Source organism: Blastomonas sp. AAP53 (assembly GCF_000331245.1).
In the GTDB taxonomy this organism is placed as follows: Bacteria; Pseudomonadota; Alphaproteobacteria; order Sphingomonadales; family Sphingomonadaceae; genus Blastomonas.
In genome coordinates this window covers 543,021-565,926 of the sequence record NZ_ANFZ01000006.1, presented here as the reverse complement: position 1 = coordinate 565,926, position 22,906 = coordinate 543,021, and the positions used below count along the sequence as shown (strand labels likewise).

At 64.3% G+C, this 22,906-nt stretch carries 21 protein-coding genes; 5 read left to right on the top strand and 16 right to left on the bottom strand.

What is annotated here, in order from left to right; genetic code table 11:
- Nucleotides 1-4 precede the first annotated feature (4 nt).
- From xrtA to D618_RS0105645, 9 genes are read right to left on the bottom strand one after another with little or no spacing between them, the layout of a single operon-like run.
- Nucleotides 5-1,552 (bottom strand): exosortase A, encoded by a 1,548-nt coding sequence (gene xrtA, locus D618_RS17755; RefSeq protein ID WP_017670533.1) that lies wholly within the window; start codon nucleotides 1,550-1,552, stop codon nucleotides 5-7.
- Nucleotides 1,552-2,799, bottom strand: coding sequence for a TIGR03087 family PEP-CTERM/XrtA system glycosyltransferase (locus D618_RS0105680; protein ID WP_017670532.1), 1,248 nt, complete (start codon nucleotides 2,797-2,799; stop codon nucleotides 1,552-1,554). The genes xrtA and D618_RS0105680 overlap by 1 nt, the downstream gene beginning before the upstream one ends.
- A complete protein-coding gene (locus D618_RS0105675; RefSeq protein WP_051041269.1) occupies nucleotides 2,775-3,869 on the bottom strand; it encodes a FemAB family XrtA/PEP-CTERM system-associated protein in 1,095 nt (364 codons plus the stop codon). The genes D618_RS0105680 and D618_RS0105675 overlap by 25 nt, the downstream gene beginning before the upstream one ends.
- Nucleotides 3,869-4,759, bottom strand: coding sequence for an XrtA system polysaccharide deacetylase (locus D618_RS0105670; RefSeq protein WP_017670530.1), 891 nt, complete (start codon nucleotides 4,757-4,759; stop codon nucleotides 3,869-3,871). Before D618_RS0105670 ends, D618_RS0105675 begins: the two co-directional genes overlap by 1 nt.
- Before the next feature lie 44 nt (nucleotides 4,760-4,803).
- Nucleotides 4,804-6,045, bottom strand: coding sequence for an XrtA/PEP-CTERM system-associated ATPase (locus D618_RS0105665; RefSeq protein ID WP_017670529.1), 1,242 nt, complete (start codon nucleotides 6,043-6,045; stop codon nucleotides 4,804-4,806).
- Nucleotides 6,046-6,074: 29 nt separating this feature from the next.
- Nucleotides 6,075-7,793: a hypothetical protein gene (locus tag D618_RS0105660; RefSeq protein WP_017670528.1), complete on the bottom strand. Its 1,719-nt coding sequence runs from the start codon at nucleotides 7,791-7,793 to the stop codon at nucleotides 6,075-6,077.
- The gene (locus D618_RS0105655) at nucleotides 7,790-8,800 is read right to left on the bottom strand and encodes an AAA family ATPase (RefSeq protein ID WP_017670527.1); all 1,011 of its coding nucleotides are present in this window, start codon (nucleotides 8,798-8,800) and stop codon (nucleotides 7,790-7,792) included. The genes D618_RS0105660 and D618_RS0105655 overlap by 4 nt, the downstream gene beginning before the upstream one ends.
- Before the next feature lie 14 nt (nucleotides 8,801-8,814).
- On the bottom strand, nucleotides 8,815-10,329 hold the full coding sequence (locus D618_RS0105650) for an XrtA system polysaccharide chain length determinant (protein WP_017670526.1): 1,515 nt from the start codon (nucleotides 10,327-10,329) through the stop codon (nucleotides 8,815-8,817).
- 49 nt (nucleotides 10,330-10,378) lie between these two features.
- Nucleotides 10,379-11,023 (bottom strand): XrtA/PEP-CTERM system exopolysaccharide export protein, encoded by a 645-nt coding sequence (locus tag D618_RS0105645; RefSeq protein WP_051041237.1) that lies wholly within the window; start codon nucleotides 11,021-11,023, stop codon nucleotides 10,379-10,381.
- 503 nt (nucleotides 11,024-11,526) lie between these two features.
- Here D618_RS0105645 and D618_RS17750 point away from each other — a divergent pair.
- Nucleotides 11,527-11,802, top strand: coding sequence for a hypothetical protein (locus D618_RS17750; protein WP_017670524.1), 276 nt, complete (start codon nucleotides 11,527-11,529; stop codon nucleotides 11,800-11,802).
- Nucleotides 11,803-11,901: 99 nt separating this feature from the next.
- On the opposite strand, the gene D618_RS0105635 is transcribed toward D618_RS17750, so the two are convergent.
- Together D618_RS0105635 and D618_RS0105630 are read right to left on the bottom strand one after the other, a co-directional pair.
- Nucleotides 11,902-12,279 (bottom strand): DUF6678 family protein, encoded by a 378-nt coding sequence (locus D618_RS0105635; RefSeq protein WP_238550590.1) that lies wholly within the window; start codon nucleotides 12,277-12,279, stop codon nucleotides 11,902-11,904.
- 7 nt (nucleotides 12,280-12,286) lie between these two features.
- Nucleotides 12,287-13,699, bottom strand: a complete 1,413-nt coding sequence (locus D618_RS0105630; protein ID WP_017670522.1) for an FAD-dependent oxidoreductase — start codon at nucleotides 13,697-13,699, stop codon at nucleotides 12,287-12,289.
- 85 nt (nucleotides 13,700-13,784) lie between these two features.
- Between D618_RS0105630 and D618_RS0105625 the strand changes: the two genes are divergently transcribed.
- The 4 genes from D618_RS0105625 (at nucleotide 13,785) to D618_RS0105610 (ending at nucleotide 18,285) form a co-directional block, all read left to right on the top strand.
- A complete protein-coding gene (locus D618_RS0105625; protein ID WP_017670521.1) occupies nucleotides 13,785-14,837 on the top strand; it encodes a methyltransferase domain-containing protein in 1,053 nt (350 codons plus the stop codon).
- A gap of 254 nt (nucleotides 14,838-15,091) precedes the next feature.
- A complete protein-coding gene (locus tag D618_RS18945; protein WP_017670520.1) occupies nucleotides 15,092-16,108 on the top strand; it encodes an SDR family oxidoreductase in 1,017 nt (338 codons plus the stop codon).
- Between the two features lie 135 nt (nucleotides 16,109-16,243).
- Nucleotides 16,244-17,680 carry an amidohydrolase gene (locus D618_RS0105615; protein WP_017670519.1) on the top strand — a complete coding sequence of 479 codons (1,437 nt, stop codon included), beginning with the start codon at nucleotides 16,244-16,246 and terminating at the stop codon, nucleotides 17,678-17,680.
- A 332-nt stretch (nucleotides 17,681-18,012) separates the two neighbouring features.
- The gene (locus D618_RS0105610; protein ID WP_017670518.1) at nucleotides 18,013-18,285 is read left to right on the top strand and encodes a hypothetical protein; all 273 of its coding nucleotides are present in this window, start codon (nucleotides 18,013-18,015) and stop codon (nucleotides 18,283-18,285) included.
- Between the two features lie 197 nt (nucleotides 18,286-18,482).
- Here D618_RS0105610 and D618_RS0105605 read toward each other — a convergent pair whose 3' ends face one another.
- The 5 genes from D618_RS0105605 to D618_RS0105585 form a co-directional block, all read right to left on the bottom strand.
- Nucleotides 18,483-19,280, bottom strand: a complete 798-nt coding sequence (locus tag D618_RS0105605) for a crotonase/enoyl-CoA hydratase family protein (protein WP_017670517.1) — start codon at nucleotides 19,278-19,280, stop codon at nucleotides 18,483-18,485.
- Nucleotides 19,277-19,906, bottom strand: a complete 630-nt coding sequence (locus tag D618_RS0105600; protein ID WP_017670516.1) for a 2-hydroxychromene-2-carboxylate isomerase — start codon at nucleotides 19,904-19,906, stop codon at nucleotides 19,277-19,279. The genes D618_RS0105605 and D618_RS0105600 overlap by 4 nt, the downstream gene beginning before the upstream one ends.
- Nucleotides 19,907-20,045: 139 nt before the next feature.
- Entirely contained in the window at nucleotides 20,046-20,738 is a 693-nt protein-coding gene (locus D618_RS0105595) for a glutathione S-transferase N-terminal domain-containing protein (protein WP_017670515.1), read from the bottom strand.
- Nucleotides 20,739-20,823: 85 nt separating this feature from the next.
- Nucleotides 20,824-21,537 (bottom strand): response regulator transcription factor, encoded by a 714-nt coding sequence (locus D618_RS17740; RefSeq protein WP_017670514.1) that lies wholly within the window; start codon nucleotides 21,535-21,537, stop codon nucleotides 20,824-20,826.
- 107 nt (nucleotides 21,538-21,644) lie between these two features.
- Nucleotides 21,645-22,856, bottom strand: coding sequence for an LL-diaminopimelate aminotransferase (locus D618_RS0105585; protein WP_026091340.1), 1,212 nt, complete (start codon nucleotides 22,854-22,856; stop codon nucleotides 21,645-21,647).
- Nucleotides 22,857-22,906: the final 50 nt, after the last annotated feature.

Below are 22,906 nucleotides of genomic sequence, written 5' to 3'. Positions count from 1 at the left end.
CCGTTCAGCCCCCCGCCAGCACAGTATCGGACAGCGCCCTCGCCCCGCCTGCGTCTCGCAGCAACGCGTCGATGGCCGGGCGTGCCGATCCGTCCCCGCCCCGCTCGGCACTGACGATCAGGATCATCGCGCTCTGGCTGCGGCGCAGCAGCCGTGCTTTCAGCGATTCCAGGCGGATCGCCAGATTGCTGCCGGTCACGATATCGCCGACGCGGTAGAAGGTGGCGACATCACGGACCGCCCTGCCCGGGCCGGTAATGACGTCAGCCTTGCCATCGCCAACGGACGGTCCACTCTCGACCCATGACCATGCGGCCAGCGGGTCCAGCGCGCCCTGGCCGTAGGCGGTGATTTCGCGCCCTTCGGACTGGCCATCGTACAGTGCGGCATACACATCGACACGCTGGCCACCGCGCACATAGCTGGCGATCATGGTACGGTTGCTGCCATCAGCGCGCGGCATCCAGGGGCTGACGGGAGAAAAGGTCTCGCGCTGCCAGCCAGCGATCTGTGGCAGGCCATCGCGCTGAGGCAGGGCGGCGGGTGCGGGCAACCCCAGCAAAGCCCAGCCGATGGGGACGGCAAGCAGCAGACCCATTGCAGCGATCACCACGCGGGCGTTGCCGGAAACGTTGCGCGATGCGATGGCCAGCCGATCAGCGAGTTCTGGCTCGATGAAGGGATCAGCCACCTGACGGTCAAAGAACCGCCAGCCGATTCCCATCACCAGCAGCAGCACGATGGCGAAAAATATCCAGCCGTAGAAGATGTGATCGAACCCGGCCGCGAAATCGAGCCCGTGATGGTGGGCGATATAGATGGTTCCAAAGGCGCGCAGGCCATTGGCCAGCACCGGCACCACGATGGCCACGGCGATGATGGCAAAGCGGCGCGGCCAGCTTTTGAAGCAGACATTGGCCACCAGTACGCCATAGGCGACCATGGCAACCAGGAACTTCACCCCCGAACAGGCTTCAGCCACCCGGAACAGCGCAGTGGGGGTGGAGATGAACACGCCTTCGATATGCGCTGGAATGCCCGCGAGACTCAACAACACCATCGAGATATCGGCGGTGATGACCTGCAGCGGCGGTACCAGTTCCTCGCCCACCGGCACCAGAAACAGCGCATAGACCAGGGGAAACAGCAGCGCGCGCGCGACATGCGGCCCCAGCAGTGCGAGCGTGCTGCCCTGAAGGAACATGACCAGCGCCAGATGCCGCGCGACGGCAACGCCAGCGGCCTCACCCAGCACCCAGCCGCCTGCGGCCGCTGCCATCACGGCAAGGCCGGGCGCCCAGAACGAAGGCGTGATGTGCTTCAGCTCGTCCGCGCGCTGCATCACCAGCCAGCCCAGGATGAACGGGATCAGCAGGATGTGGTTGAAGGTGGAACTGTCCCACCAGATCATCACCATGTCGCCTGCGTCGCGCGCGAACAGTCCCAGGATGATGGCCCAGGCGATGCCCAGCCGGATCAGCGCGGTGCGCCACGCAGGGCTCACCGGCAAGGGATTGGCGGCATCGGGATGGTCAGCAGCAAGCGTTGCCATCAGGCTGCGCTCGGCATCAGCGCGGGCGGCTGGTCGAGCCAGTCCAGCAGCGGCGCAAGCTGCGCCTCCCATTGATAGTGGCGCTGCATATGCTCGCGCGCCGCCTGCCCCATCGCCTTGGCGCGGGCGGGATCAGCGGCCAGCCCGCACACCGCCTCAGCCATCGCAGCGTCATCGCGCGCGACGCAGAAATGCTCGCCGTGCGTTGCCTCGATGCCTTCGGCTGCGGCAGACGAAGCCACCACAGGGCGCGCCATCGCCATCGCTTCGAGCACCTTGTTCTGGATACCGCGCGCAATCCGCAGCGGCGCAACCACGATATCGGCAGACGCGATCCAGGGGCGGATGTCATCGACAGCGCCTGCCACGGCAACGCCTGGCTGATCGGCCAGCGCGCTGACCGCTGCCGAAGGATTGCGCCCGACGATATGGAAACGTGCATCGGGGTGATGTGCGCGGATCAGTGGCAGCACATGGCGCGCGAAATGCACGACCGCATCAATGTTTGGCGCGTAATCCATCTGGCCGGTGAACACCATGTGCGGCCCACCCTGCCCCGCATAAGGCGCGGCTGCCACGCCCCGAGGATCATAAAACACGGTATCGATGCCGTTGACCACCGAGTCCACCCGGACGTGGCGATCGCCCAGCCCCAGCTGGAACTCGGCCACCTCGGCGGGGCTGCAGAACAGGCTGAGCTGCGCCCGCTGAGCCATTTCGCGCTCGAACGCCCCCAGCAGACGCGCCTCGCGCGCGTGAACCAGCTTCATCGGCCCGCTGGTTGCTTTGGCATAGGCGGCAAACTTGGCTGAATCCATGTCGACGAAGTCGATCACCACCCGTCCGGCAAAGCTTGGCGGAATGAACTGCGCCATCTGGCCGGAGAACACGAAGATCGTATCGATCGGCCGCGTCGCCAGCAGCCGGCTGATAAAATGGTGGATGTCCCGGCTGTCAAAAGCCGTCAGCGATACCGGCTTGCCGCTGGGCAGCGCATTCAGCCCGGCGCGCAGATTGGATATGGTGCGGCGGACGAGCAGATGGCTTGCGGCCACGTTCGCCAGTTCGGCTTCCGCGGCCATATCCGCATCGGTCTCGCCGAAGGTCGCGACATGCACCGGGCCGCGCGCAGCCAGCGCCTTGAGCATGGCGCAGGAGCGGATCTTGTCTCCCCTGTCCGGCGGAAAGGGAATGCGGTGCGCCAAGAACAGCAGTTCGCCCATCAGCCCAGCCCGTTCGCGATCCACGGCCCCAGCCGGTTGGCGATGCCCAGCGGCAGCCGCTGCCACAGCGCGATCTGCAGCCGGTATTTGGGGCTCAGCGGGTTGACGTCGCGCGGCGGCTGGCCATCGGCGTTGCGCACCGCATAGCTGAGCGGCGCAGGCTCGAAGCCCCAGTTCTTCTTGAACGCAAACGGGCCGCTGCCAACCTTCGACCGGCCGAAATCAAAGCGTATACACCCGCGCCGGCGCGCATGGTTCATCAGCGCATAATACATGATGTCATTGGCGCGCAGCCCGCGCGCAGCCCACACGCCACCGCCCCAGAAGGGCATCACGGTGCCGCGATGATAGAGGCTGAGAACGCTGGCCACCGGCACATCATTATGCAGCACGGTCAGGATATCGGCATCGTCGCCAAACGCGTCGAGCACCGCATCGAACAGCGTGCGCGGGAACACCGGCGTGCCAAGGTTGCGCACGCTTTCGGCATACACCGCGTAATGCTGCGCGCGGTCGAGCGCGCCGGCGCCGGTGCGCACAACCAGATCGTTGGCGAGGCCCTTGCGGACCTCCGCGCGCTGCTTGCGGGGCACCCATTCGAGCTGCTTCCGATCGGCATCGGGGCCGTCGGCAACCAGATCGGCGGCAAAACCGGCGTGCGCGTTCGACTTGATCGTCCAGCGCGGATCATCGGGCAGCCAGCCGCCGCGCAGTTCCAGCGTCGGCGCGCTGTAGCGTTCGGCAAGCTGCCAACCGGCATCCGCCAGCGCCGCTGCGCTGGCATCGTCATCGGCCAATATGCCGCCATCGACGGCAAAGCCCGCAGAAACCATCGCCCGCCCGAACAAGGGCGAATGCACCGCATGCAGCGGCAGAAAACCGGTGATCGCGCCGGGCGCATCCTTGGCAATCAGCGCCAGATAGTCATGCCCGGTGGCCGAGGCGATCGCTTCGCCCCATGCGGGTCGATGGAACGCGGTGGCGCGCGGATGTGCGGCCAGCCAGCTCTCCAGCCGCGCGCGCTCCTGCGGGTCGGCCAATTGAACAATGCGGATGGCGGGTGCCGCCGAAACGGGCGGAACGAAATGCAGCATCACAGCCGCCCCGCCGCCAGCGGCAGCGCGATCTCGTCAATTCGGCACCAGCTGAAATCCTGCGTGAGCCGCGTCAGCTTGCCCGCCATCGCACCCAGCTGCGTGTAATGGCGCACCTGAGACTTGAGCGGCGCACCTGCGACGCGGGGCTGGTCAGGATCGACCTCCCACGGATGAAAATAGAAGATCGCAGCCTGGCCATCGGTCTGGTTGACCCGGCGCAGCGCCCAGCGCGACAGCGCATAGGGCAGGATACGGAAGAACCCGCCCCCGCCTGCACCAAAGCGGCGCTCGCCCAGTTGCACGGTGGTCACCGGCAGTTCAATCAGGCTCGATCCTTCGACGGGGTGGAAGGCAAAGCGGGGTGCCGCGCGCCATCCGTAATGATCGTGCGCGATCGGCGCGACGCTCGACGAATAGGCATAGCCCCGCTCGGCCAGCATCGGGTGTGCCCAGGGCGTGCGCTGGTCGATCGAGAAGCTGGGTGCGCGATAGCCCTTGATCGCCACGCCGCCGGCATCTTCCAGCGCGTTGCGGGCACGGTCGATATCCTCGCCGAATTGCTGCGGCGTCATCGTGAACACGCGGGTATGATCCCAGCCATGGCTGGCGATCTCGTGGCCTTCGGCGATGATCCGGCGGATCAGCGCAGGGTAGCGGTGCGCCACCCATCCCAGGGTGAAGAAGGTGGCCTTCACGCCGCAGCGCGCGAACAGGTCCAGCACTGCGCCGGTGTTGAGCTCTACCCGGCTGGCAATGCCGTCCCATTCACCCTTGTCGATGGTGTTTTCGAATGCGCCGACCTGGAAATACTCTTCCACATCGACCGACAGCCCGTTGACGATGTACCGCTCGGCAATGCGGTTCTGGCCCAGCGATGCTTCGCGCACGATGACTCACTCCTGCCCGGCGGGCTGTATTGATAGCAAAGCGATCAGGCGGCGCGGCCCTGTGGCCACATGCCGGCGGAATCATCTTCGACCCAGCCTACCAGCAAAGCCAGTACCCTGTGCAATGCCTTTTGCTGTTCAGCCTGAAGCTGCTCCAGCGCATCGATCCGGTTGAGCAGTGGCTGCAAGTCGGTGGTGTCGGCGGGGCGCGCCTCGAGCGTCTGGATGCGATCGAGCGCGGTTTGCAGTTCCTGCACCAGAAGCGTGCGGGCTTCCTGTTGCTCGCCCGCGAACGCGCGCACTTCGCGCACGAAGTGGTTGAAATCGGTGCGACTGACTTCGGGTATCGCTGCGGCCACCGGCGTGGCAACCTCGGCAACCGGTGCGGGAGCAGGTGCTGCATTGCTAGCATGTTCCGCATGGCGCGCAGCGCTCGCCAGCATCGCCTCGTTCTGCCAATCCTCATCGGACATGCTGTCGACGGAAAGATCGGCCAGCACCGCATCGATCAGCGCGGCATCAATGCTGTCGCGATTGTCCACCGCCGCCATCAACAGCACGCGGTTGATCAGCATGTTGACCTTGCGCGGGATACCGCCTGTTTCTGCGAACATGCGTGGCCAGACATCGTCGGCAAAGGCCGGGTGGCCATGCCAACCGACCAGTGTCATCCGGTGTTCGACATAGGGCTGAACTTCGTGCTGCTCCATCGCACCCAGATGATGGGTGGCGATGATCCGCTGGCGCAGCTGCTCCAGCCCGGGCGCGCCGTGCACAGTTGCGCGGAACTCGGGCTGGCCGAGCAGGAATATCTGCAGTAGCGGGTGGCTGCCCAGCTGGAAGTTCGAGAGCATCCGCAGCTCTTCCAGAGCAGCAAACGGCAGGTTCTGCGATTCATCCACCACCAGCAGGCAGCGGCGCCCGGCGCGCGCTTCGCCATGCAGGAACTGCTCGATCGCACCCAGCGTTCCGGTCTTGTCCAGACCCGCCGTGGCAATGCCGAAGCTGCTGGCGACCATGTGCAGCAGGTCATCGCCCTTGAGCTGGGTCGTGACGATCTGCGCTGCGGTCAGCCGGGCCTTGTCCACCGTCTGCATCAGGTGCGCGACCAGAGTCGACTTGCCTGCACCGATCTCGCCGGTGATGATGATGAAGCCCTCGCCCTGTGCCAGACCATAGCCCAGGTACGACATCGCCTTGCGGTGCGTCGCGCTCTCGAAATAGAAGCGCGGGTCAGGCGTCAGCTGGAATGGCCGTCCGGTCAGTCCGTAATGGGTTTCAAACATGGGCTTACCCCCTGGTTATTCTGTGATGTTTACTGGAACGAGTAACGCAGCGCCAGCAGCGCCGATGCGACCAGGCTGCTTTCAAAGCCTTGCGGATCGAAATAATCGAGCCCCAGCGCCAGGGTGCCGGTGAACCGGTTGGTGAAATTGCGCCCGTAAGCTGCATTGGCACCAATGCCCAGCACGTCGCTGCCGCCGCCATTCAACGCCTGGCCCGGGCCGTTTTCCAGATACGTGCCATAGACCGTACCGGTCAGGCTGGATCGGGCATCGAGCTGCTTGGAGGTGTTGAAGCTGGCGAACCAGATTTCGTCGATCGTCTGATCGAAGCCTGCCAATGCGCCGTTTTCGGCGGCGAAGAACCTGCGACGGCTGTAACCTGCGCCAAAGCCGTGCTGCCAGCTGCCGCTGGTCAGGCTGATCTGGCCGGTCACGCCGCGGGTGCGGAATGCCGAAGACGCCACCGACTGTAGCGTGTCGTTGAGGCAATTGCCGCCGCCACCGCTGAAGAAGCACGAGTTGAGATCGCCGCTCAATGGGTTGCGCGTCGCATCGAACTGGGTCGGCAGGCCCGCCACATTGTCGTTGAGCCGCGAACCGAAGCCCGACACTAGGTCATAGACTGCCAGGTTCGCCGCCAGCCGCTGGTTGGGCGTGTAGGTGAACGATCCATAATAGGTGGTGCTGTCATAGCGACGACCGACCCGCGCTTCCAGCGAGGTGCGACGGCTGGGCCGCCACAGCACGCCGACATCCCAGATCAGGCCATCCTGATCATAGGACAGCAGGCGGGGCGAGTTCCGGTCCGTCACCAGACGTCCATCGTTGCCGACAACCGGATTGCCGGCTGCGTCGCGCACCGCATCGCGCTCTGAAATCTCGATATCCTCGTAGCCAACGCCGCCCACGACCGCGAGCGTGGCACTCACCGGAACCGTGACATCGGCGCGGACGATCTTGTCCTCGAACCTCTGGTCGAGCTGGCTGGCGTCTTCGCGATAATAGCCGCCGCTGATCGACCATCCGACGGGCAGGAAGCCGCCCGGCTGCTGCCCGATGGCAAGGCTGGCGGCATGGTTGACGCTGTCATCGAACAGGTCGAGCGGACGCGCGCCTGCGGGCAGTGCCACCGCGTCGGCCTCCACCTTGGTATAGCCGATGCGATACAGGCCGTTGACCTCGACCCCGCCGACATTGGTGGCCAGCGTGGGCCCGGCATAGACCGAATAGATCTGCGTGACGTTGTCCGATCCGCCGATCAGGTTGCTGGGCGCTGCGCCCCGGTTGTCGATGCGCGAGCGTATGCCCAGCGCGCCTGCCTCGATCGAGAGCGCATTGGGGATGATCTGGACATTGGCGCGCGCGATGCCGCTGATCGCATCCTGATCACCGATATCGTCGTTCCACGAAAAACGCCGTTCATAGCGGACGCTGACCTGCGCCTCGACGCGCGAGGTCTGCACCGCCGCATCCACGCCCACGGCCGCCAGGCTGTAGGTCAGCAGGTCGCCACCGTTCTTCAGGTCGGCGCTGAGCACCTGCCCCACTTCCAGATAGGGCACCACGACCGACCGGCGATTGGCAGGCACGCTGGCACTGCCGCCACCCTGTCCACCCGACTGGCCGCCGCCCTGCGCACCATTGCCGCCCTGCTGGGCGTGCGCGGCCTGGGGCAGAGCCACCAGCGCCACGGCCAGCGCAAGGCTGCATGTACCATGCTTGACATCAGACCATTTGATCATGGTCATTCTCCATATCCATAATAGGACCCGAAGCTGCGGCCCGAGGGGGAGAACTTCACCCCGTTGAGCAGCAGCTGAATCTGGTTGCATCCCGAAATCAGCCCGAGCGCATCGCGCAGCGCACGTTCGCTGGTGACATCTGCCCGCACCACCATCAGCGCATGGCCGACATGCTGGGCGAGCGCTGCGGCGGGCGAAGCGGCCAGCAATGGCGGCGAATCGAAGATCACGATTCTGCGCGGGTGGCCCTCGGTCAGCCGCGCCAGCACTTCGAGCGTGCGCGCCGAGGCGAGATATTCGCTGTCTGTATTGGTCTGCCGCCCGGCTGGAAGCACCGAGAGCCCGTCGATATCGGTCGGGATGATGCAGTCCTCCACCGCCACGGCCGGGTCCGCCAACGCATCCATCAGTCCCAGCTGCCCGGTGATGCCAAGCGACGACAGGATGCTGGGCTTGGCGAAATCGGCATCGACCAGCAGGACGTCATGGTCCTTCTCGGTCGCGATCGACAGCGCCAGATTGATCGCGCTGTAGGTCTTGCCCTCGTTCGGCTGGGCCGAGCAGATCAGGATCCGCTGCGCCGCCACGCCCAGCCCGGCATTGGCCTCGGCCAAGATGCTGGCGAGCAGCCGCCGCTTGATGATGCGGAACTCTTCGGAGATGCTGGTCACCGGGCCATCGGGCACGATGAATGCGGATTCCCGCAACCGATCGCGGTCGATCCGGGCCACCGGCAGGCTGGACGCGCGTGGGCGAACCGGAGCGGCCACGGGCGTTGCAATCGGCGGGGTCACAGACGGTTGCACGGGCTGGGAAACGGCCTGTGCAACCGGCTCAGGCGCCTGCACCGGCTCGGGCGCAGCGAGCGGCGCCGGTGCGGCAGGCGCTGCGGGCAGCTTCGACGCATCCACGCTCATTACCTTGCGGAAATCATACATCTCCGAGGCGCGCTCGATCAACGAGGGCGTGGGGGTGGCCTTGTCCGGCGACTTGATGGGATCGTGCATGGTCATGTCTCTTTTGTCCCTCACACCACCGAGCCGCGCTGAATGAACTCGATGACCAGCAGGACGAGGAACACCCCGACCAGTGCGCCACCGGAGCCCAGATACATCTTCAGCTTGCGCTTGCGCTCATCACGCTGGGCTTGTGTCAGCATCTGCGAGATCGATCCGATCACGGGCAGACCGCTGGCGGCTTCCAGCTTGGCAGCCGTCGGATAGCTGGCGCTGAGCTGGCCCAGTGCGAACGCACCGCCAATTCCGCCAGCGATCCCTGCAAACAGCACGGCTGCCAGCAGCAACGGCCGCTTGGGCGCGATCGGCGTGCGCGGGCTCGACGGCGGCGTGATCAGGTCGAAGCGCACCGCATCGGTCTGCGTCTCCACCTGTCCGCGCAGCCGCACCTGCTCACGATCGGCGAGCAGCTTGTCGTACTGGGTCTTGAGCACTTCATAGTCACGCGCGATCCGCGCCTGCTCGGCAGCGACTCCGGGCTCCTGAATCTGCTTGGCGACCATGGCGTTCATCTCGCCCTGCAGCGCCGCCTTGCGCGATTGCAGCGCGGTCACTGCCGCCTGGCGCTCGGCCTTCATGCTGACGAGCGAGCTGTAGGCGGGGTTGGGCACGCCATACGAGGTGCTGGCGCCAGCCCCTGCGGCCTTCAATGCCGCGACCTGGTTCTTGAGCGCCTGCACATCCGGGTGCTGATCGGTCAGGCCGCGCGCCTTCATCCCGGCGAGCTCGCCCTGTGCCTGCGCGAGCGGGTTGACGCCGCCAGTCGCACCGCCGGCAATGGTCTGCGGCGTGCCGGCAACCTGGCCATTGATCGCGGCGAGCGCGCTTTGCGCAGCGATCAGCTGCGAATCGATCTGATTGATCTCGATCCGGCCCTGCTCCAGCCGCTGGCTGACCGAACCAATACCCGGCAGCATGCCCAGGTTCTCGGTCTCGAACTTGACCCGCTTCTGCTCGGCAATTTCCAGCTCTTTCTGCCGCTTGGCGAGCTGTTCATCGAGGAAGCGCAAAGTATCGCTGGTCTCGCCGCGCCCGCCGGCCAAGTTTTCCTCGACAAAGATGTCGATCAGTTTCTGCACAACATCACGCGCCAGCGTCGCGGCTTCGCCGTCGGAACGGCCACCTGCGGACATCGTCGCCGAAATCTCGAACAGATTGTCCTGCTCGGACTTGATCTTGATCGCAGTGCGCAGGCCGTTCACCGCGCCTTCGATCTCGCGCGGGGTCGCCAGGTTCTTGCCCAGATCCGTACCGCGCACGACCTTTTCGAGGTTGGCCGCCGAAGTCAGCGTCTGTTCGACGGTATCGATCTGCTTCTGCCGCTCGACCGTGCTGATGCCGGTGTTGTCGGGTAGGATCGCCTTGGTCTGAACGAAGAGCTTGGCCTGCGATTCATAGGTATTGGGGATCAGCGCCACCGCCAGCCAACCGATGATGCAAATCGCCCAGGCAATGGCCATCGCCAGCCAGCGGCGTTGCCACACGCTGTGAACCGCAATCCGGAATTCTTCGTACAGGCCAGTCATCGGTCAGGCTTTTCTTTCGCTTAAACGGGTCGTGTCGGCTGCGGCACGGTTAGAACATGCTTTCCGGGATGATGATCACATCACCCGGCTGCAGCAGCACGTTGGCGCGGCTGTCCCCCTTCTTGATGAGGTCGCCGAGCTTGATCGGATATTCCTGCTGACGGCCCGACACCTTGTCGAAGCGGACCAGCTTGGCGCGATTGCCCGCTGCGAATTCAGACAGGCCACCGACCGCGATCATCGCATCGAGCAGCGTCATGTTGGCGCGGTACGGGATCGACGCGGGCTTTTCGGTCGCGCCGACGATCCGCACCTGCTGCGAGAAGGTGCCCGCAAAGCTGTTGACAATTACCGAGACGATCGGCTCCTGGATGAACTGCGACAGCTGCAGCTTGATGTCCTCGGCCAGCATCGTCGGCGTCTTGCCGACGGCGGGCATATCGGTGATCAGCGGCGTGGTGATGCGGCCATCGGGGCGCACCTGCACCTTGGCGCCGAGCTCGGGATTGCGCCAGACGAACACGGTGAGTTCATCGAGCGGGCCGATGATATATTCCTCGCCCGGACCATCGGACAGCGAGACGAACGATGCCGGAGGCAGCTGCGGCCCGCTCGCGGTGGAAGCGCAACCTGCCACCAGAGCAGAGGCCGCCAGAGCCGCGATTCCCATTTTCAACAGACGGAACAATCCCATGTCAGCACCTTTTTCGTCGCCCCGCGAATCCCCTTTTCGTCGCATGGACGAAAGGCCGGGTTCACGCAGATTGGCGTCAGCTATGACGAAAAAGGGTGAACATAGCGTTAGTGTTTGATGGTGCAGGCGTTTTTACATCTGGGGTGTGATCGGCAGCGCGCAGGCGATCTGACCGACCCAGCCCGCCCCGAATGGTCCGCGCCTAACCACCCCCGCTCAGCCTGAGCCTGTCGAAGGCCCCGCGCTGACCGAAGCGGTATCATGATCCGTCACCCTGAACTTGTTTCAGGGCCCATTTCTCTTCACGCCGCTTCGGCTGTTGGGGCATGATGGGTCCTGAAACAAGTTCAGGATGGCGTGATTGCACATGATCCCCACATCGCGAGGCCTTCGACAGGCTCAGGCTGAGCGGAGGGAGTGGCGGGTTAAACCTAATGATACAACGTCTGGCGTGTTAACATGAGCGTTGTTGCATCCAAATTAAACCAGACTAAATTACCCAAATGAACGCCACAGCTTTGTTTATATACGGTGCCCTAGCTGGAACTCTCTTCGGGTTCATTTTCGGCACCCGCCCCATAGGCTGGCTCTCGCTGTTGCTTGTGCCGCTCGGTGCTATTTTCTACGTTCATTGGTGGCAGGCCCAGCACCCGGAAAACCTGCGGTCCACCAGTGTGCTGGACTATATATTCATTACGCCCATCCCTCTGGCTTCGGCGTTGATAATCTATGGTACGATATTCTTCACGCGAATGTGGCTTGAAACGCGCCAGCGATAGCGATGACAGCCCTAAACACCCCCGCTCATCCTGAGCCGCGGGCTTTAGACCGCGAAGTCGAAGGACCCGCGCCGACGCCAGCCGAATAGCACAATGATCTCAAATATAGTCGGCGTTTTTGCCATCCGACAGATAACCGAACACACGAAATCCTTCGGGCGTCTCCTCACCCGGCACATGAACCTGCTTGAGTGAAGATCGCACGCGGTCACGCTGGTCAGCTGTTTTGACGTGAATATCGACATAAGCGATGTCCTTGAAACCACATTCCCTGAAGTGGTAGCGCCAATCCCAATCAGGGCCGTAATTGTAGTCGGTTGTGGAAAGCGTGCTCCAACTCGGTCCGGGCGTCAGCGCATCCATCGCCAATGCCAGTTCATGCCATTTTGTGTCGTTCATTACGGGATTAAGCCTAACGCTATCCCCCGGAGCGACAAACCTTTGCCACTTTGCTTCTTTCACTACCGGATCGACCATATCGCCCTCACCGCCGCCGCTTTGCGAGAAACCTCGCCCACCCCCGCGACCACTTGTTGAAAACCTTGCCCTCATCGGACGCAAACGCCGCCGCCTTGATATGCTCCGAGCGGTTGGGATAGGGCACGATCAGGCTGGCGACGCCGAAGGTGGAGGATTTGCCCGCGATCATCATCGCGATCGGCAGGATCAGGTCGCCCGCGCCGCGGCCCACGACCGTGCCGCCGATGACCTTGCTGCCCTTCTTGATCAATTTGACGAAGCCGGTGACCTCGCGCTCGGTCACCGCGCGGTCGTTGTGGTCGAAGTCCTCGCGCCACACGGTGATCTTGTCGCCATGCGCCTTGCGCGCCTCGTCCTCGGTCATCCCGACCTGCGCGAGTTCGGGATCGGTATAGGTGACCCAGGGGAGCGCGGCATAGTTCGCCTTGGTCGGCACGCCCAGGCTGATCTCGAGCGCGACATTGCCGCCCTCATAGCCGCTGGCGTGGGTGAAGCGTGGACCCTCGCGGCAATCGCCGATCGCGTAGATGTGCTTCGCGCTGGTCCGCCGCCGGGCATCGACGAGGATGCCCTTCTTGTCGTGGCGGACGCCGGCAACATCAAGCCCCAACCCGTCGAAATTCACCTCGCGCCCGGTGGCGATCAGCAGGTGCGTGCCGGTGACGGTGCGGCCATCCTTGAGGGTCAGCACCAGGCCTTGGTCCGTTTTCGCCACCGCATCGGCCTCGGCATCATGGATCAGCTCGATCCCCTCGCCGGTCAGCCTATCGATGACGATTTTCGCAGCATCCGCGTCATCCTTGGGGAACGGGCGGCCCTTGGTGGCGACCACGACCTCCGAGCCCAGCCGCCGGAACGCCTGCGCCATCTCCATGCCGATCGGCCCGCCGCCCAGCACGATCAGGCGCTGCGGCAGTTCCGTCAGCTCCCAGACGTTATGGTTGGTGAGGTACGCAATCGCATCCAGCCCCTTGATTGGCGGGACATAGGCGCGGCTGCCAACCGCGATCACAATCCGCGGCGCGGTGAAGGTCTTGCCATCCACCACCACGCTCTTCGGCCCGGTAAACGTGGCATCGCCGCGCACCACCTCGACCCCCATGCCCTCGAACCGTTCGACGCTGTCATGCGGCTCGATGGTGGTGATCGCCTGATGCACCGCCGCGTGCACCGCGCGGAAATCGACCTGGGGCTCGACCGAGGCCATGCCGAATTCGGCGGCATTGCGCATGTCGTGCGCCCGGTGCGCGGCGGAGATCAGCGCCTTGCTGGGCACGCAGCCGGTGTTGAGGCAATCGCCCCCCATCGCCGCGCGCTCGATCAGCAGCGGCTTCAGCCCGAACATCGCCAGCCCGCCCGAGCAGACCAGCCCGGCAGACCCTGCCCCGATCACGATCACGTCATGCGAATATTTCATAGACCTCGTTTCGGTGAAACAATGCGGCTGGTTACCGCGAATTCTTGCCGCTAGACCATGTGCGTCAGATCAAAGGGAATCCAGCATGAATATCGAAAATTCGCGCGAATACTACGGCAAGGTGCTGTCCGAATCCGCCGACCTGCGCACCGATGCATGCACCACTGCCGAACGTCCGCCGCTCGCGGTGATCAAGGCGCTGGCCAACGTCCATCCGGACGTCAAAGCACGCTATTACGGCTGCGGCCTGATCGCCCCATCGGCGGTTGCAGGCGCGCGTATTCTCGATCTGGGGTCGGGTTCGGGTCAGGACGCCTATATCCTCGCGCAGCTGGTCGGCGAGCATGGCGAGGTCGTCGGTGTCGATACCACGCCCGAGCAGCTGGCCATCGCCAACGCCCATCTCGAATGGCACCGCGAGACCTTCGGCTATGCGAAGTCGAACGTGCGCTTCGTCGAGGGCGATATCGAGAAGCTGGACGAACTCGATCTGGAGCCCGGCAGCTTCGACATCATCGTCTCCAATTGCGTGATCAATCTGGTGGGCGACAAGGCCAAGGTGTTCGCCGACGCGCACCGGCTCTTGAAGCCCGGTGGCGAGATGTATTTCTCCGACGTCTATTCGAGCCGGCGGGTGCCGCAGCATCTGCTCACCGATCCGGTGCTCCACGGCGAGTGCCTGTCGGGCGCGCTCTATTGGGGCGATTTCCTCAAGCTCTCCAAGGCCGCCGGTTTCACCGATCCGCGGCTGGTCAAGGATCGCCCGCTAGGCATCGGCGACGCGCGCATCGCCGAGATGCTCGACGGCGTCGATTTCTTCTCTGCCACCTACCGTCTGTTCAAGCTCGATGATCTGGAGCCCGAGTGCGAGGATTATGGCCAGGCGGTGGTGTACCTCGGCACCGTCGAGGGCGAGGAACGCGTGTTCACGCTCGACAAGCACCATGAAATCGAGCGCGGGCGGATCTTCCCGATCTGCGGCAACAGCTGGAAGATGCTCAGCGACACGCGCTTTGCCGAGCATTTCCAGTTCATCGGTGATTTCTCGACGCACTACGGCGTATTCGCCGGCTGCGGCGGCGGGCTGCCGTTTGCGCAGGCGGCGGGCGAGGATGGCGATCTGGTGGGCTGCTGTTGAACGCTTTTTGCGCTCGTTCCAATGCACCCGACATCCGTTCAGCCTGAGCCTGTCGAAGGCCACGCTATGCCGTTGTCCGATCGCAACCCGTTCTCCGGCGAAAGCCGGAGCCCAGGGGCGGGATTGCACTGCAACCGCTCTGGATTCCGGCTTTCGCCGGAAAACGGCTGGGCCAGAAGGCCACCCTATGCGCGGGGCCTTCGACAGGCTCAGGCTGAGCGGAGGGGGTTAGCGCCCCTCCATCCGGGGCGCGTATGCACGTCTTCCTGACCGGAGCGACCGGGCTGGTCGGCGGAGCGCTGGCGGGCGCATTGCTTGATGCCGGGCACCGCGTCACCGCCCTCGTGCGCGGAGAAGGCCGCGATGTGCTCGATATGGACGGGCGCGACCGGATTGGCGAGATCGCGGTGCTGGCAGGTGATGTCGCTCAACCCGGCTTTGGCCTCACCGACCACCCCCAGCACATCGACCTTCTGGTCCACTGCGCTGCAACGGTGGACTTTGCCGCCGCCGATGCGGTGCATGATGCGGTCAATGTCGGCGGCACCGCGCATGCCATTGCGCTGGCCCGGCTGTGGGGCTGCCCGCTGCTGCACGTCTCGACCGCCTATGTCTGCGGCCGCGCCGATGGTTTCATCCCAGAAACCCCCGCTGATCCGACAGCGGATTTCACCAACGGCTACGAGGCCAGCAAGGCGCGCGCCGAGGTGCTGGTCGAGGCTGCGCGCGCACAAGGCCTGGTCGCCGCCATCGCACGCCCCGCAATCATCGTCGGGCGGCTGAGCGACGGTGCGATTGCGCGGATCGATGGTTTCCATCACCTGTTCCGGCTGTTCGGATCGCCGCTGCTCGGCGCCGTCCCCGCCGTGCCCGACGCCGCCTTTGCCATCGTACCGATCTGCCATGTCACCGCCGGGCTGATGGCGATGGCGCATGATATTGCCGCGTTCAATGGTCGCCGCCTGCATCTGGTCGGAGCCGCGCCGTTTGCGATGGCGGACATGCTGCGGATCGTCGGCGATTACCCCGGCACGGTACCTGCAACAATGATCGCGCCGGAAGAGTATCACGCCACCGAGCGCGACCGACGCATCGCGATGGTCCACCGGCGGATCGGCCCGCAGTTCTTCGACTATTTCGTGCGCAGTCCGCGCTTTGCAGGCGACAGCTTGCAGCAGATCGCAGGGATAACGCCTCCAGCGATCGATGAGGCTGCGTTCAGGCGGATGATCGATCATTGTATCGACGCTGGGTTTCTGGACTGGCGGTAGCGCGTACGTCCCTCGACTTCCCGGCACGACCGGGAAGTCGAGGGACGTACGCGCAACGGTCGCCCCACACCCCTTGCGCTATCCCCTCCCCTCCAACATGATGCACGCATCCAACCAGCCAAGGGGCCGCCGCACATGAAACACCTCCTGCTCACCGCGCTCGTCTTCACCCTCGCTACCCCGGCCCTGGCTTCAGAAGCCGAAGACGCAGCCACCACCCAGACGCTCAAGGCGATCGATGCCCGTTATGACGAAACCGCCAAGGTCGCACGGCAGATCTGGGAATGGGCGGAGGTCGGTTACAAGGAGGAGCGGTCGAGCGCGCTGTTGCGCGACCGGCTCAAGACCGCAGGCTTCAAGATCACCGAGGGCGTCGCGGGCATTCCCACCGCGTTCACCGCCGAGTTCGGCAGCGGCGGGCCGGTGATCGCAATCCTCGCCGAATATGACGCGCTGCCCGGGATCAATCAGGACGCCAGCCCCACCCGCGCGCCGCTCGCCGGCAAGGGCGCGGCGCATGCCTGCGGGCACAATCTGTTCGCCGCCGGATCATTGGGCGCGGCGCTGGCGGTGCGCGACTGGCTGAAGGCCACCGGTACGCCGGGCCGGGTGCGGCTCTATGGCACGCCGGCGGAGGAAGGCGGCAGCGGCAAGGTCTATCTGGTGCGCGACGGGCTGTTCAAGGATGTCGATTTCACCATCCACTGGCATGCCGATGACGAGAATTCCGCCGCGGCGCGCACGACGCTCGCCAACCGCTCGGCCAAGTTCCGCTTCACCGGCGTCTCCGCGCATGCCGCAGGGGCGCCCGAACGCGCCCGCTCCGCGCTCGACGGGGTCGAGGCGATGAACATGATGGCCAACATGATGCGCGAGCATGTGCCGCAGCAGACCCGCATCCATTATGTCATCACCGAAGGCGGCAGCGCGCCCAATGTCGTGCCCGACTTCGCCGAGGTGTTCTATTACGTCCGCCACCCCGACGCCGATCAGGTGCGCAGCATCTGGACCCGGCTGGAAGCGGCCGCGCAGGGCGCAGCGCAGGGCACTGGCACCAAAGTCGAATGGGAAATCATCCACGGCAACAACCCGCTGCTGGTCAACGAGCCGCTCGCCAAGATGATGGACATGAAGCTGCGCCAGGTCGGCGGTATCAGCTATACGGCAGACGAAACCAAGTTCGCGCAAGGCATCCGGCAGAGCTTCGAAAAGCCCGATCTGCCGCTGGGCAGCCAGAGCGAGGTGCAGCCTTATGATGTGACCCTGGGCTATGGCTCGACCGATGTGGGCGATGTGTCTTATGCGACGCCGACGGTGGGCCTGCGCGCGGCGACCTGGGTTCCGGGAACGTCATCGCACAGCTGGCAATCGGCGGCAGCCAGCGGCATGACCATCGGCTTCAAGGGCGCCCAGGTCGCCGCCAAGGCAATGACGCTCGCGGCGATCGAGCTCTACACCAACCCCGCCCTGCGCGACGAGGCAACGGCCGCATTCAAGACCGCGCTGGGTCCGAATTACAAATATCAATCGCTGCTGGGGGATCGCAAACCGCCGCTGGATTATCGCGATTGAGGCTCTGCGGTTCGTTCGCGTCGAGGGGGTCGCTTTGCGCCTGCCGGGACCATCAGCACCTTATTGGGCACTGGGGCGAACAGTCGCGGCCGGGCTTGATGGCCCCTGCCCACACCCGCTCATTCCTGAATCAAGTTCAAGACAGGCTCTGAGCCGCGGACTCCAGCCCGCGAAGTCGAAGGACCCTCGCCCACGCTGGCCGAATAGCGGGGCCTTCGACAAGCTCAGGCTGAGCGGAGGTGGGTGGCTGCTATGGAACTGTTCTGAAAAAAACCTGCCGTTCAGGAAGCGACCCCATTGCAGTCATTCTGCAAGTGTCAGAAAACACGTCTATGCCGTTCTACCGCTTCATGATTCATGGCCGTGACCCCCGCCATCCGGACGACGTCCGAGGCTTCTTCACAACCCGACATGCGTATGCTGCCACGAAGGAGAAGGCGGCAGAGAAGGTCCTGTTACGACTGACCAAGGAGTTCACGACGGGCGTTTCTGCCGCGATCTGGAACAGCGATTCTCCGAAGATGACCATCGAAGACGGATGGCGGATCGGTATCCACCAACTCCGCTCGGCACCAAACGGGGGCAGCACCTTCTACGAGCCCTGACGACAGCTAACCACCCAGAAATGGTCATTGGTGCCGAGTAAAATCAACGCCAAAAGCGGACGTTGCAACCACTCAAAAACACTTTGCCTTCTGAATGGATCGCTCCTGCAGCACGCTCGCGAGCGCCGGAATCCAGAGCGGCTGCAACACCTGACCGCCCCTGGACTCCGGCTTTCGCCGGAGAACAGGAAAACCCCTCAGCTGAAGTTCGCGGCCCGCTTCTGCATGAACGCGAACACCGCTTCCATCTGATTGGGGGTACGGATGATCTTGTCCTGAAGCACGCTCTCTTCCATCAGGATGGCGTCGGTATCGAGGTCGGGCGTACGGTTGAACAGGTCCTTGGCAGCGCGCACCGCATCGGGGTTCTTGGTCGCGATGTCGGTCGCGATCGCCATCGCGCGCGCATAGGGATCAGCATCCAGATGCGTCGCAAAGCCGACGCGGCCGGCTTCCTCGCCGGAAAATTCGCGGTTGGTGTAGGTCAGCTCGCGCAGCACATCGTCGCGCACCGTCCCGCGCCATAGCGCATAGCCGCCCATGTCGGGGATCAGCCCCCAGCGCATTTCCATGATCGAAAGCCGCGCATCGGGCGCGATGATGCGCATGCACGCGCCGGACATGATCTGCAGACCGCCGCCGAAGCACACGCCGTGCACCGCCGCGATCACCGGCATCGGCAGCTTGCGCCAGCCGAACGCGACCTGCTGGAACTTGTTGGCATTGCCATAGGTGCGGTCGGTGAGCGCAGCAGGCGCATCGCCGCCAGAGCCGCCGCCGGGCGCAGTGAAGCTCGCCATGTCGAGGCCAGCGCAGAACGAGCGTCCCTCGCCTGACAGCACCACCGCGCGCACGCCGGGTTCGTTCTCCAGACGGTCGATGGCGGCGATGATCCCGTCAAACATCGCCGGGTCGAGCGCGTTCATCTTGTCTGCGCGGTTCAGCCGCACATCGGCGACATGGTTCTCGATGGTGATGCTGACCCGGTCGTTCATGACATTCTCTCTCCCAAAGGCTGCACAAGCGCCTGTTCCACCAGCGGAAGCTGGTCATTGCCAAAATACATATCGGTCCCGTGGACGAAAATCGAGGGCGAACCATAGCCGCCGCGCGCCACCAGCTTTTCGGTGTTGGCGCGCAGGCGGTCCTTGACCGGCTGGCTGGCTGCAGCCTCGACCAGGGCAGCGCCATCCATCCCGATGCTGTCCGCGACGGCCGCCACTTCTGCGAGATCGTCCAGATTGCGCTGCTCGACGAAATAGGCGTGGAACGCCGCCTCGGCAAAGCGCTCGAGCGCGGCCTGATCATCCTCCAGCGCGCAACACGCGCGCATCGGGGCGATGCTTTTCAGCGGATGCCAGGGCGCGGGAAATTTCAGTTCCACCCCCGCCAGCCGCGCCCAAGCGCGCATCACCTTGCCCATATGCCGGTATTTCGGGCTGTCCATCGCCTCACGCGCCGCATAGACCGATGGATTGACCGCGTTGAACACTCCGCCGACGAGGATCGGCGTCCAGCGGATCGTCGCGCCATGTCGCGCGGCCAGCGGGCGGATGTTGTGGAACGCCAGGTACGTCCAGGGGCTGGACAGGTCGAAGCAGAATTCGATTGGGTGGGTCATCAGTTATCCTTGGGGCAGCCGGTCGAGCACACGTCCCTCGACTTCGCTCGGGACAGGCGGAAAAGAAAGCGTATCCCAGAATGGCCCATGGCAACCTTGCCGAGTTCCCGAGCGAAGTCGAGGGACGTTGCGCTAACGGTCACGCGGTCTTGATCCCGAACAGCGTCTCGCGGGCCTTCGCATTGTCCTGCGGGTTGCGATTGATCGCGTCCTTCATCACCGCCAGCCCCGCCTGCAGTGCCGGGCGCGTGCGGCACAGCGCGTACCAGCGGGCGATGTTCGGATAATCGTCCAGCGTGATTTCCTGCCGCTTGTGCGTCATGATCCAGGGAAAGATGGCCATGTCGGCGATGGTGTATTCCGCGCACGCGACATACTCGCTCTCGGCCAGCCTGCGGTCGAGCACACCGTACAGCCGCGCCGTCTCGCGCTCGTACCGGTCGATGGCGTACGGCAGCTTTTCGGGCGCGTAGAGCTTGAAATGGCCATTCTGCCCCAGCATTGGCCCCAGCCCGCCCATCTGCCACATCAGCCACTGCATCACTTGGTAACGGCCCCGCACGTCGGCGGTCAGGAAGCGGCCTGTCTTCTCGGCCAGATACAGCAGGATCGCACCGGTCTCGAACACGCTGATCGGCTCGCCGCCGCCCATCGGATCATGATCGACGATCGCAGGGATCCGGTTGTTCGGGCTGATCGCGAGGAATTCGGGCGTGAACTGTTCGCCAGCGCCAATGTTCACCGGCTTGACCGTGTAAGGGAGGCCGCATTCCTCCAGCATGATGGAGATTTTCCACCCATTGGGCGTGGGTGCGTAATACAGATCGATCATTGCAGGTCGGCCTCTCCAGACAGAATCGCATTGCGCTTTGCAACCGACCATAAGGATTGAGGCCGCGCTGTCACCCCCCGCGCGATCACGCCCTGGGGCCTCGCCTGCTGATCAGACAATATCCCCTGCCGCGTACCGTTTCGATTCGTACGCCCTCTTCCAGAAAGCGAAGGCTTCGCCGCAACTTGCAGATGTGCACCTCGACGCTGTTGGTGCCGGGGTCGAAGACCGTACGCCAGACGGCGCGCAAGAGAGCATCGCGGCTGACCGGCATCCCGGCCTGGCGGGCGAGCACCAGCAACAGGTCGAACTCGCGCGGCATCAGCGGCACCGGCCTGCCACCCCAGCGCGCCTGCCGCAACCCGGTATCGAAGTCGAAGCCTGCCAGCCGGACGATCCCCTGCGCGGCAGCATGCGATCGCAGCGCCGTGTGCATGCGCGCGGCCAGTTCCGCCGGAGCGATCCGCGCGGACACCGCATCATCTGCGCCGCTGTCCATCAACCGCGCCCGGGCGCCTGGAGCGTTGACACCGATGAACACCAGCGGGGCAGTGCGCCACGGGATATCGTCCAGCCATGCCCGCATTGCGGCCCGCCGCCGCGCATCGCACAGAACCGGCGTGTGCCGGGCAGCCTCACAGGCCTGCAGGCCGGGCTGCGCATCGATGCCGAAGCGCGACAACACCAGCGCCAATTCGCTTGAAGCTGCGACATCGGGCCCGGACAACAGCCACGACCTGCAGGTGACGGGATTTGCGCCCGAAGGTCCGCCCAGCGATGGATTGGTTTCAATCCGCATGACTGCCTCCCTGGACACGCCATCGTGCCCCGGACGCTAGTCATGCGCGTTCCTTGCCGGATTGTGTGCGCAGTCGTCTCCGAAACGGAGCAGACATGCGCCCGGATTCAGCTCCCCACGGCGCGCCCGGGCGCATTCACGCCCATGCTGGTGAGATACCGCTTCACGTTGCGCGCCGCCTGGCGCAGCCGCTGCTCGTTTTCCACCATGGCGATGCGGACATAGCCTTCGCCGTCCTCGCCATAGCCAACGCCCGGTGCCACAGCGACCTTGGCGTGCTGCAGCAGCTGCTTGGAAAACTCGAGGCTGCCCATGTGCTTGAGCGCTGGCGGCAGCGGGGCCCAGGCGAACATCGAGGCGCGCGGCGGCGGGATGTCCCACCCTGCCCGTCCAAACGCATCGATCATCACGTCGCGGCGCTTGTGATACAGCTCGCGGTTCTTCTGCACGATATCCTGCGGACCGTTCAGCGCAGCGCAGGCCGCCGCCTGGATCGGCGTGAACGCTCCATAATCGAGATAGCTCTTCACCCGCGTCAGCGCGGCGATCAGCTGGCGGTTGCCCACCGCAAAGCCCATGCGCCAGCCGGCCATCGAATAGGTCTTCGACATCGAGGTGAACTCGATCGCGACATCCTTGGCGCCCGGAACCTGCAGGATCGAAGGCGTCGGGCAACCGTCATAATACAATTCGCTGTACGCAAGGTCGGACAACACCCAGACCTTGTTCTCCTTCGCCCAGGCGACCAGCCGCTCGTAGAACGCCAGATCGACCACCTCGGCGGTGGGGTTGGAGGGATAGCCCACCACCAGCACCGAAGGCCGCGGGACGGTGAACGCCATCGCGCGGTCGAGCGAGCGCCAGTAATTCTCGTCCGGCGTCGTCGGTACCGAGCGGATCGTCGCGCCTGCAATGATGAAGCCGAAGGTGTGGATCGGATAGCTGGGGTTGGGCGCGAGCACGACATCGCCCGGCGCGGTGATCGCGGTGGCAAGGCTCGACAGCCCTTCCTTCGACCCCATCGTCACGACGACTTCGGTCTCGGGGTCGAGCTCGACATTGAAGCGGCGCGCGTAATAGTTCGCCTGCGCCTTGCGCAGCCCGGGAATGCCCTTGGACTGGCTGTAGCCGTGCGCATCGGGCTTCATCGCCACTTCGCACAGCTTTTCGATCACGTGCGGCGGCGGCGGCAGGTCAGGATTGCCCATGCCCAGATCGATGATGTCCTCTCCGCCCGCTCGCGCCGCGGCCCGCATCGCATTCACTTCGGCAATGACATAGGGAGGCAGGCGTTTGATGCGGTAGAAGTCTTCAGACATATCGAATTCGCTTTTCATTCTCCGTGATTGGAGCGCGTTCTTTGACCTAT

Coding starts and splice junctions, on each gene's coding strand:
- xrtA (WP_017670533.1), bottom strand. CDS start 1,552: ATGGCAACGCTTGCTGCTGACCATCCCGATGCCGCCAATCCCTTGCCG.
- D618_RS0105675 (WP_051041269.1), bottom strand. CDS start 3,869: ATGCTGCATTTCGTTCCGCCCGTTTCGGCGGCACCCGCCATCCGCATT.
- D618_RS0105665 (WP_017670529.1), bottom strand. CDS start 6,045: ATGTTTGAAACCCATTACGGACTGACCGGACGGCCATTCCAGCTGACG.
- D618_RS0105660 (WP_017670528.1), bottom strand. CDS start 7,793: ATGACCATGATCAAATGGTCTGATGTCAAGCATGGTACATGCAGCCTT.
- D618_RS0105655 (WP_017670527.1), bottom strand. CDS start 8,800: ATGACCATGCACGATCCCATCAAGTCGCCGGACAAGGCCACCCCCACG.
- D618_RS0105650 (WP_017670526.1), bottom strand. CDS start 10,329: ATGACTGGCCTGTACGAAGAATTCCGGATTGCGGTTCACAGCGTGTGG.
- D618_RS0105645 (WP_051041237.1), bottom strand. CDS start 11,023: ATGGGATTGTTCCGTCTGTTGAAAATGGGAATCGCGGCTCTGGCGGCC.
- D618_RS17750 (WP_017670524.1), top strand. CDS start 11,527: ATGAACGCCACAGCTTTGTTTATATACGGTGCCCTAGCTGGAACTCTC.
- D618_RS0105635 (WP_238550590.1), bottom strand. CDS start 12,279: ATGGTCGATCCGGTAGTGAAAGAAGCAAAGTGGCAAAGGTTTGTCGCT.
- D618_RS0105630 (WP_017670522.1), bottom strand. CDS start 13,699: ATGAAATATTCGCATGACGTGATCGTGATCGGGGCAGGGTCTGCCGGG.
- D618_RS0105625 (WP_017670521.1), top strand. CDS start 13,785: ATGAATATCGAAAATTCGCGCGAATACTACGGCAAGGTGCTGTCCGAA.
- D618_RS18945 (WP_017670520.1), top strand. CDS start 15,092: ATGCACGTCTTCCTGACCGGAGCGACCGGGCTGGTCGGCGGAGCGCTG.
- D618_RS0105615 (WP_017670519.1), top strand. CDS start 16,244: ATGAAACACCTCCTGCTCACCGCGCTCGTCTTCACCCTCGCTACCCCG.
- D618_RS0105610 (WP_017670518.1), top strand. CDS start 18,013: ATGCCGTTCTACCGCTTCATGATTCATGGCCGTGACCCCCGCCATCCG.
- D618_RS0105605 (WP_017670517.1), bottom strand. CDS start 19,280: ATGAACGACCGGGTCAGCATCACCATCGAGAACCATGTCGCCGATGTG.
- D618_RS0105600 (WP_017670516.1), bottom strand. CDS start 19,906: ATGACCCACCCAATCGAATTCTGCTTCGACCTGTCCAGCCCCTGGACG.
- D618_RS0105595 (WP_017670515.1), bottom strand. CDS start 20,738: ATGATCGATCTGTATTACGCACCCACGCCCAATGGGTGGAAAATCTCC.
- D618_RS17740 (WP_017670514.1), bottom strand. CDS start 21,537: ATGCGGATTGAAACCAATCCATCGCTGGGCGGACCTTCGGGCGCAAAT.
- D618_RS0105585 (WP_026091340.1), bottom strand. CDS start 22,856: ATGTCTGAAGACTTCTACCGCATCAAACGCCTGCCTCCCTATGTCATT.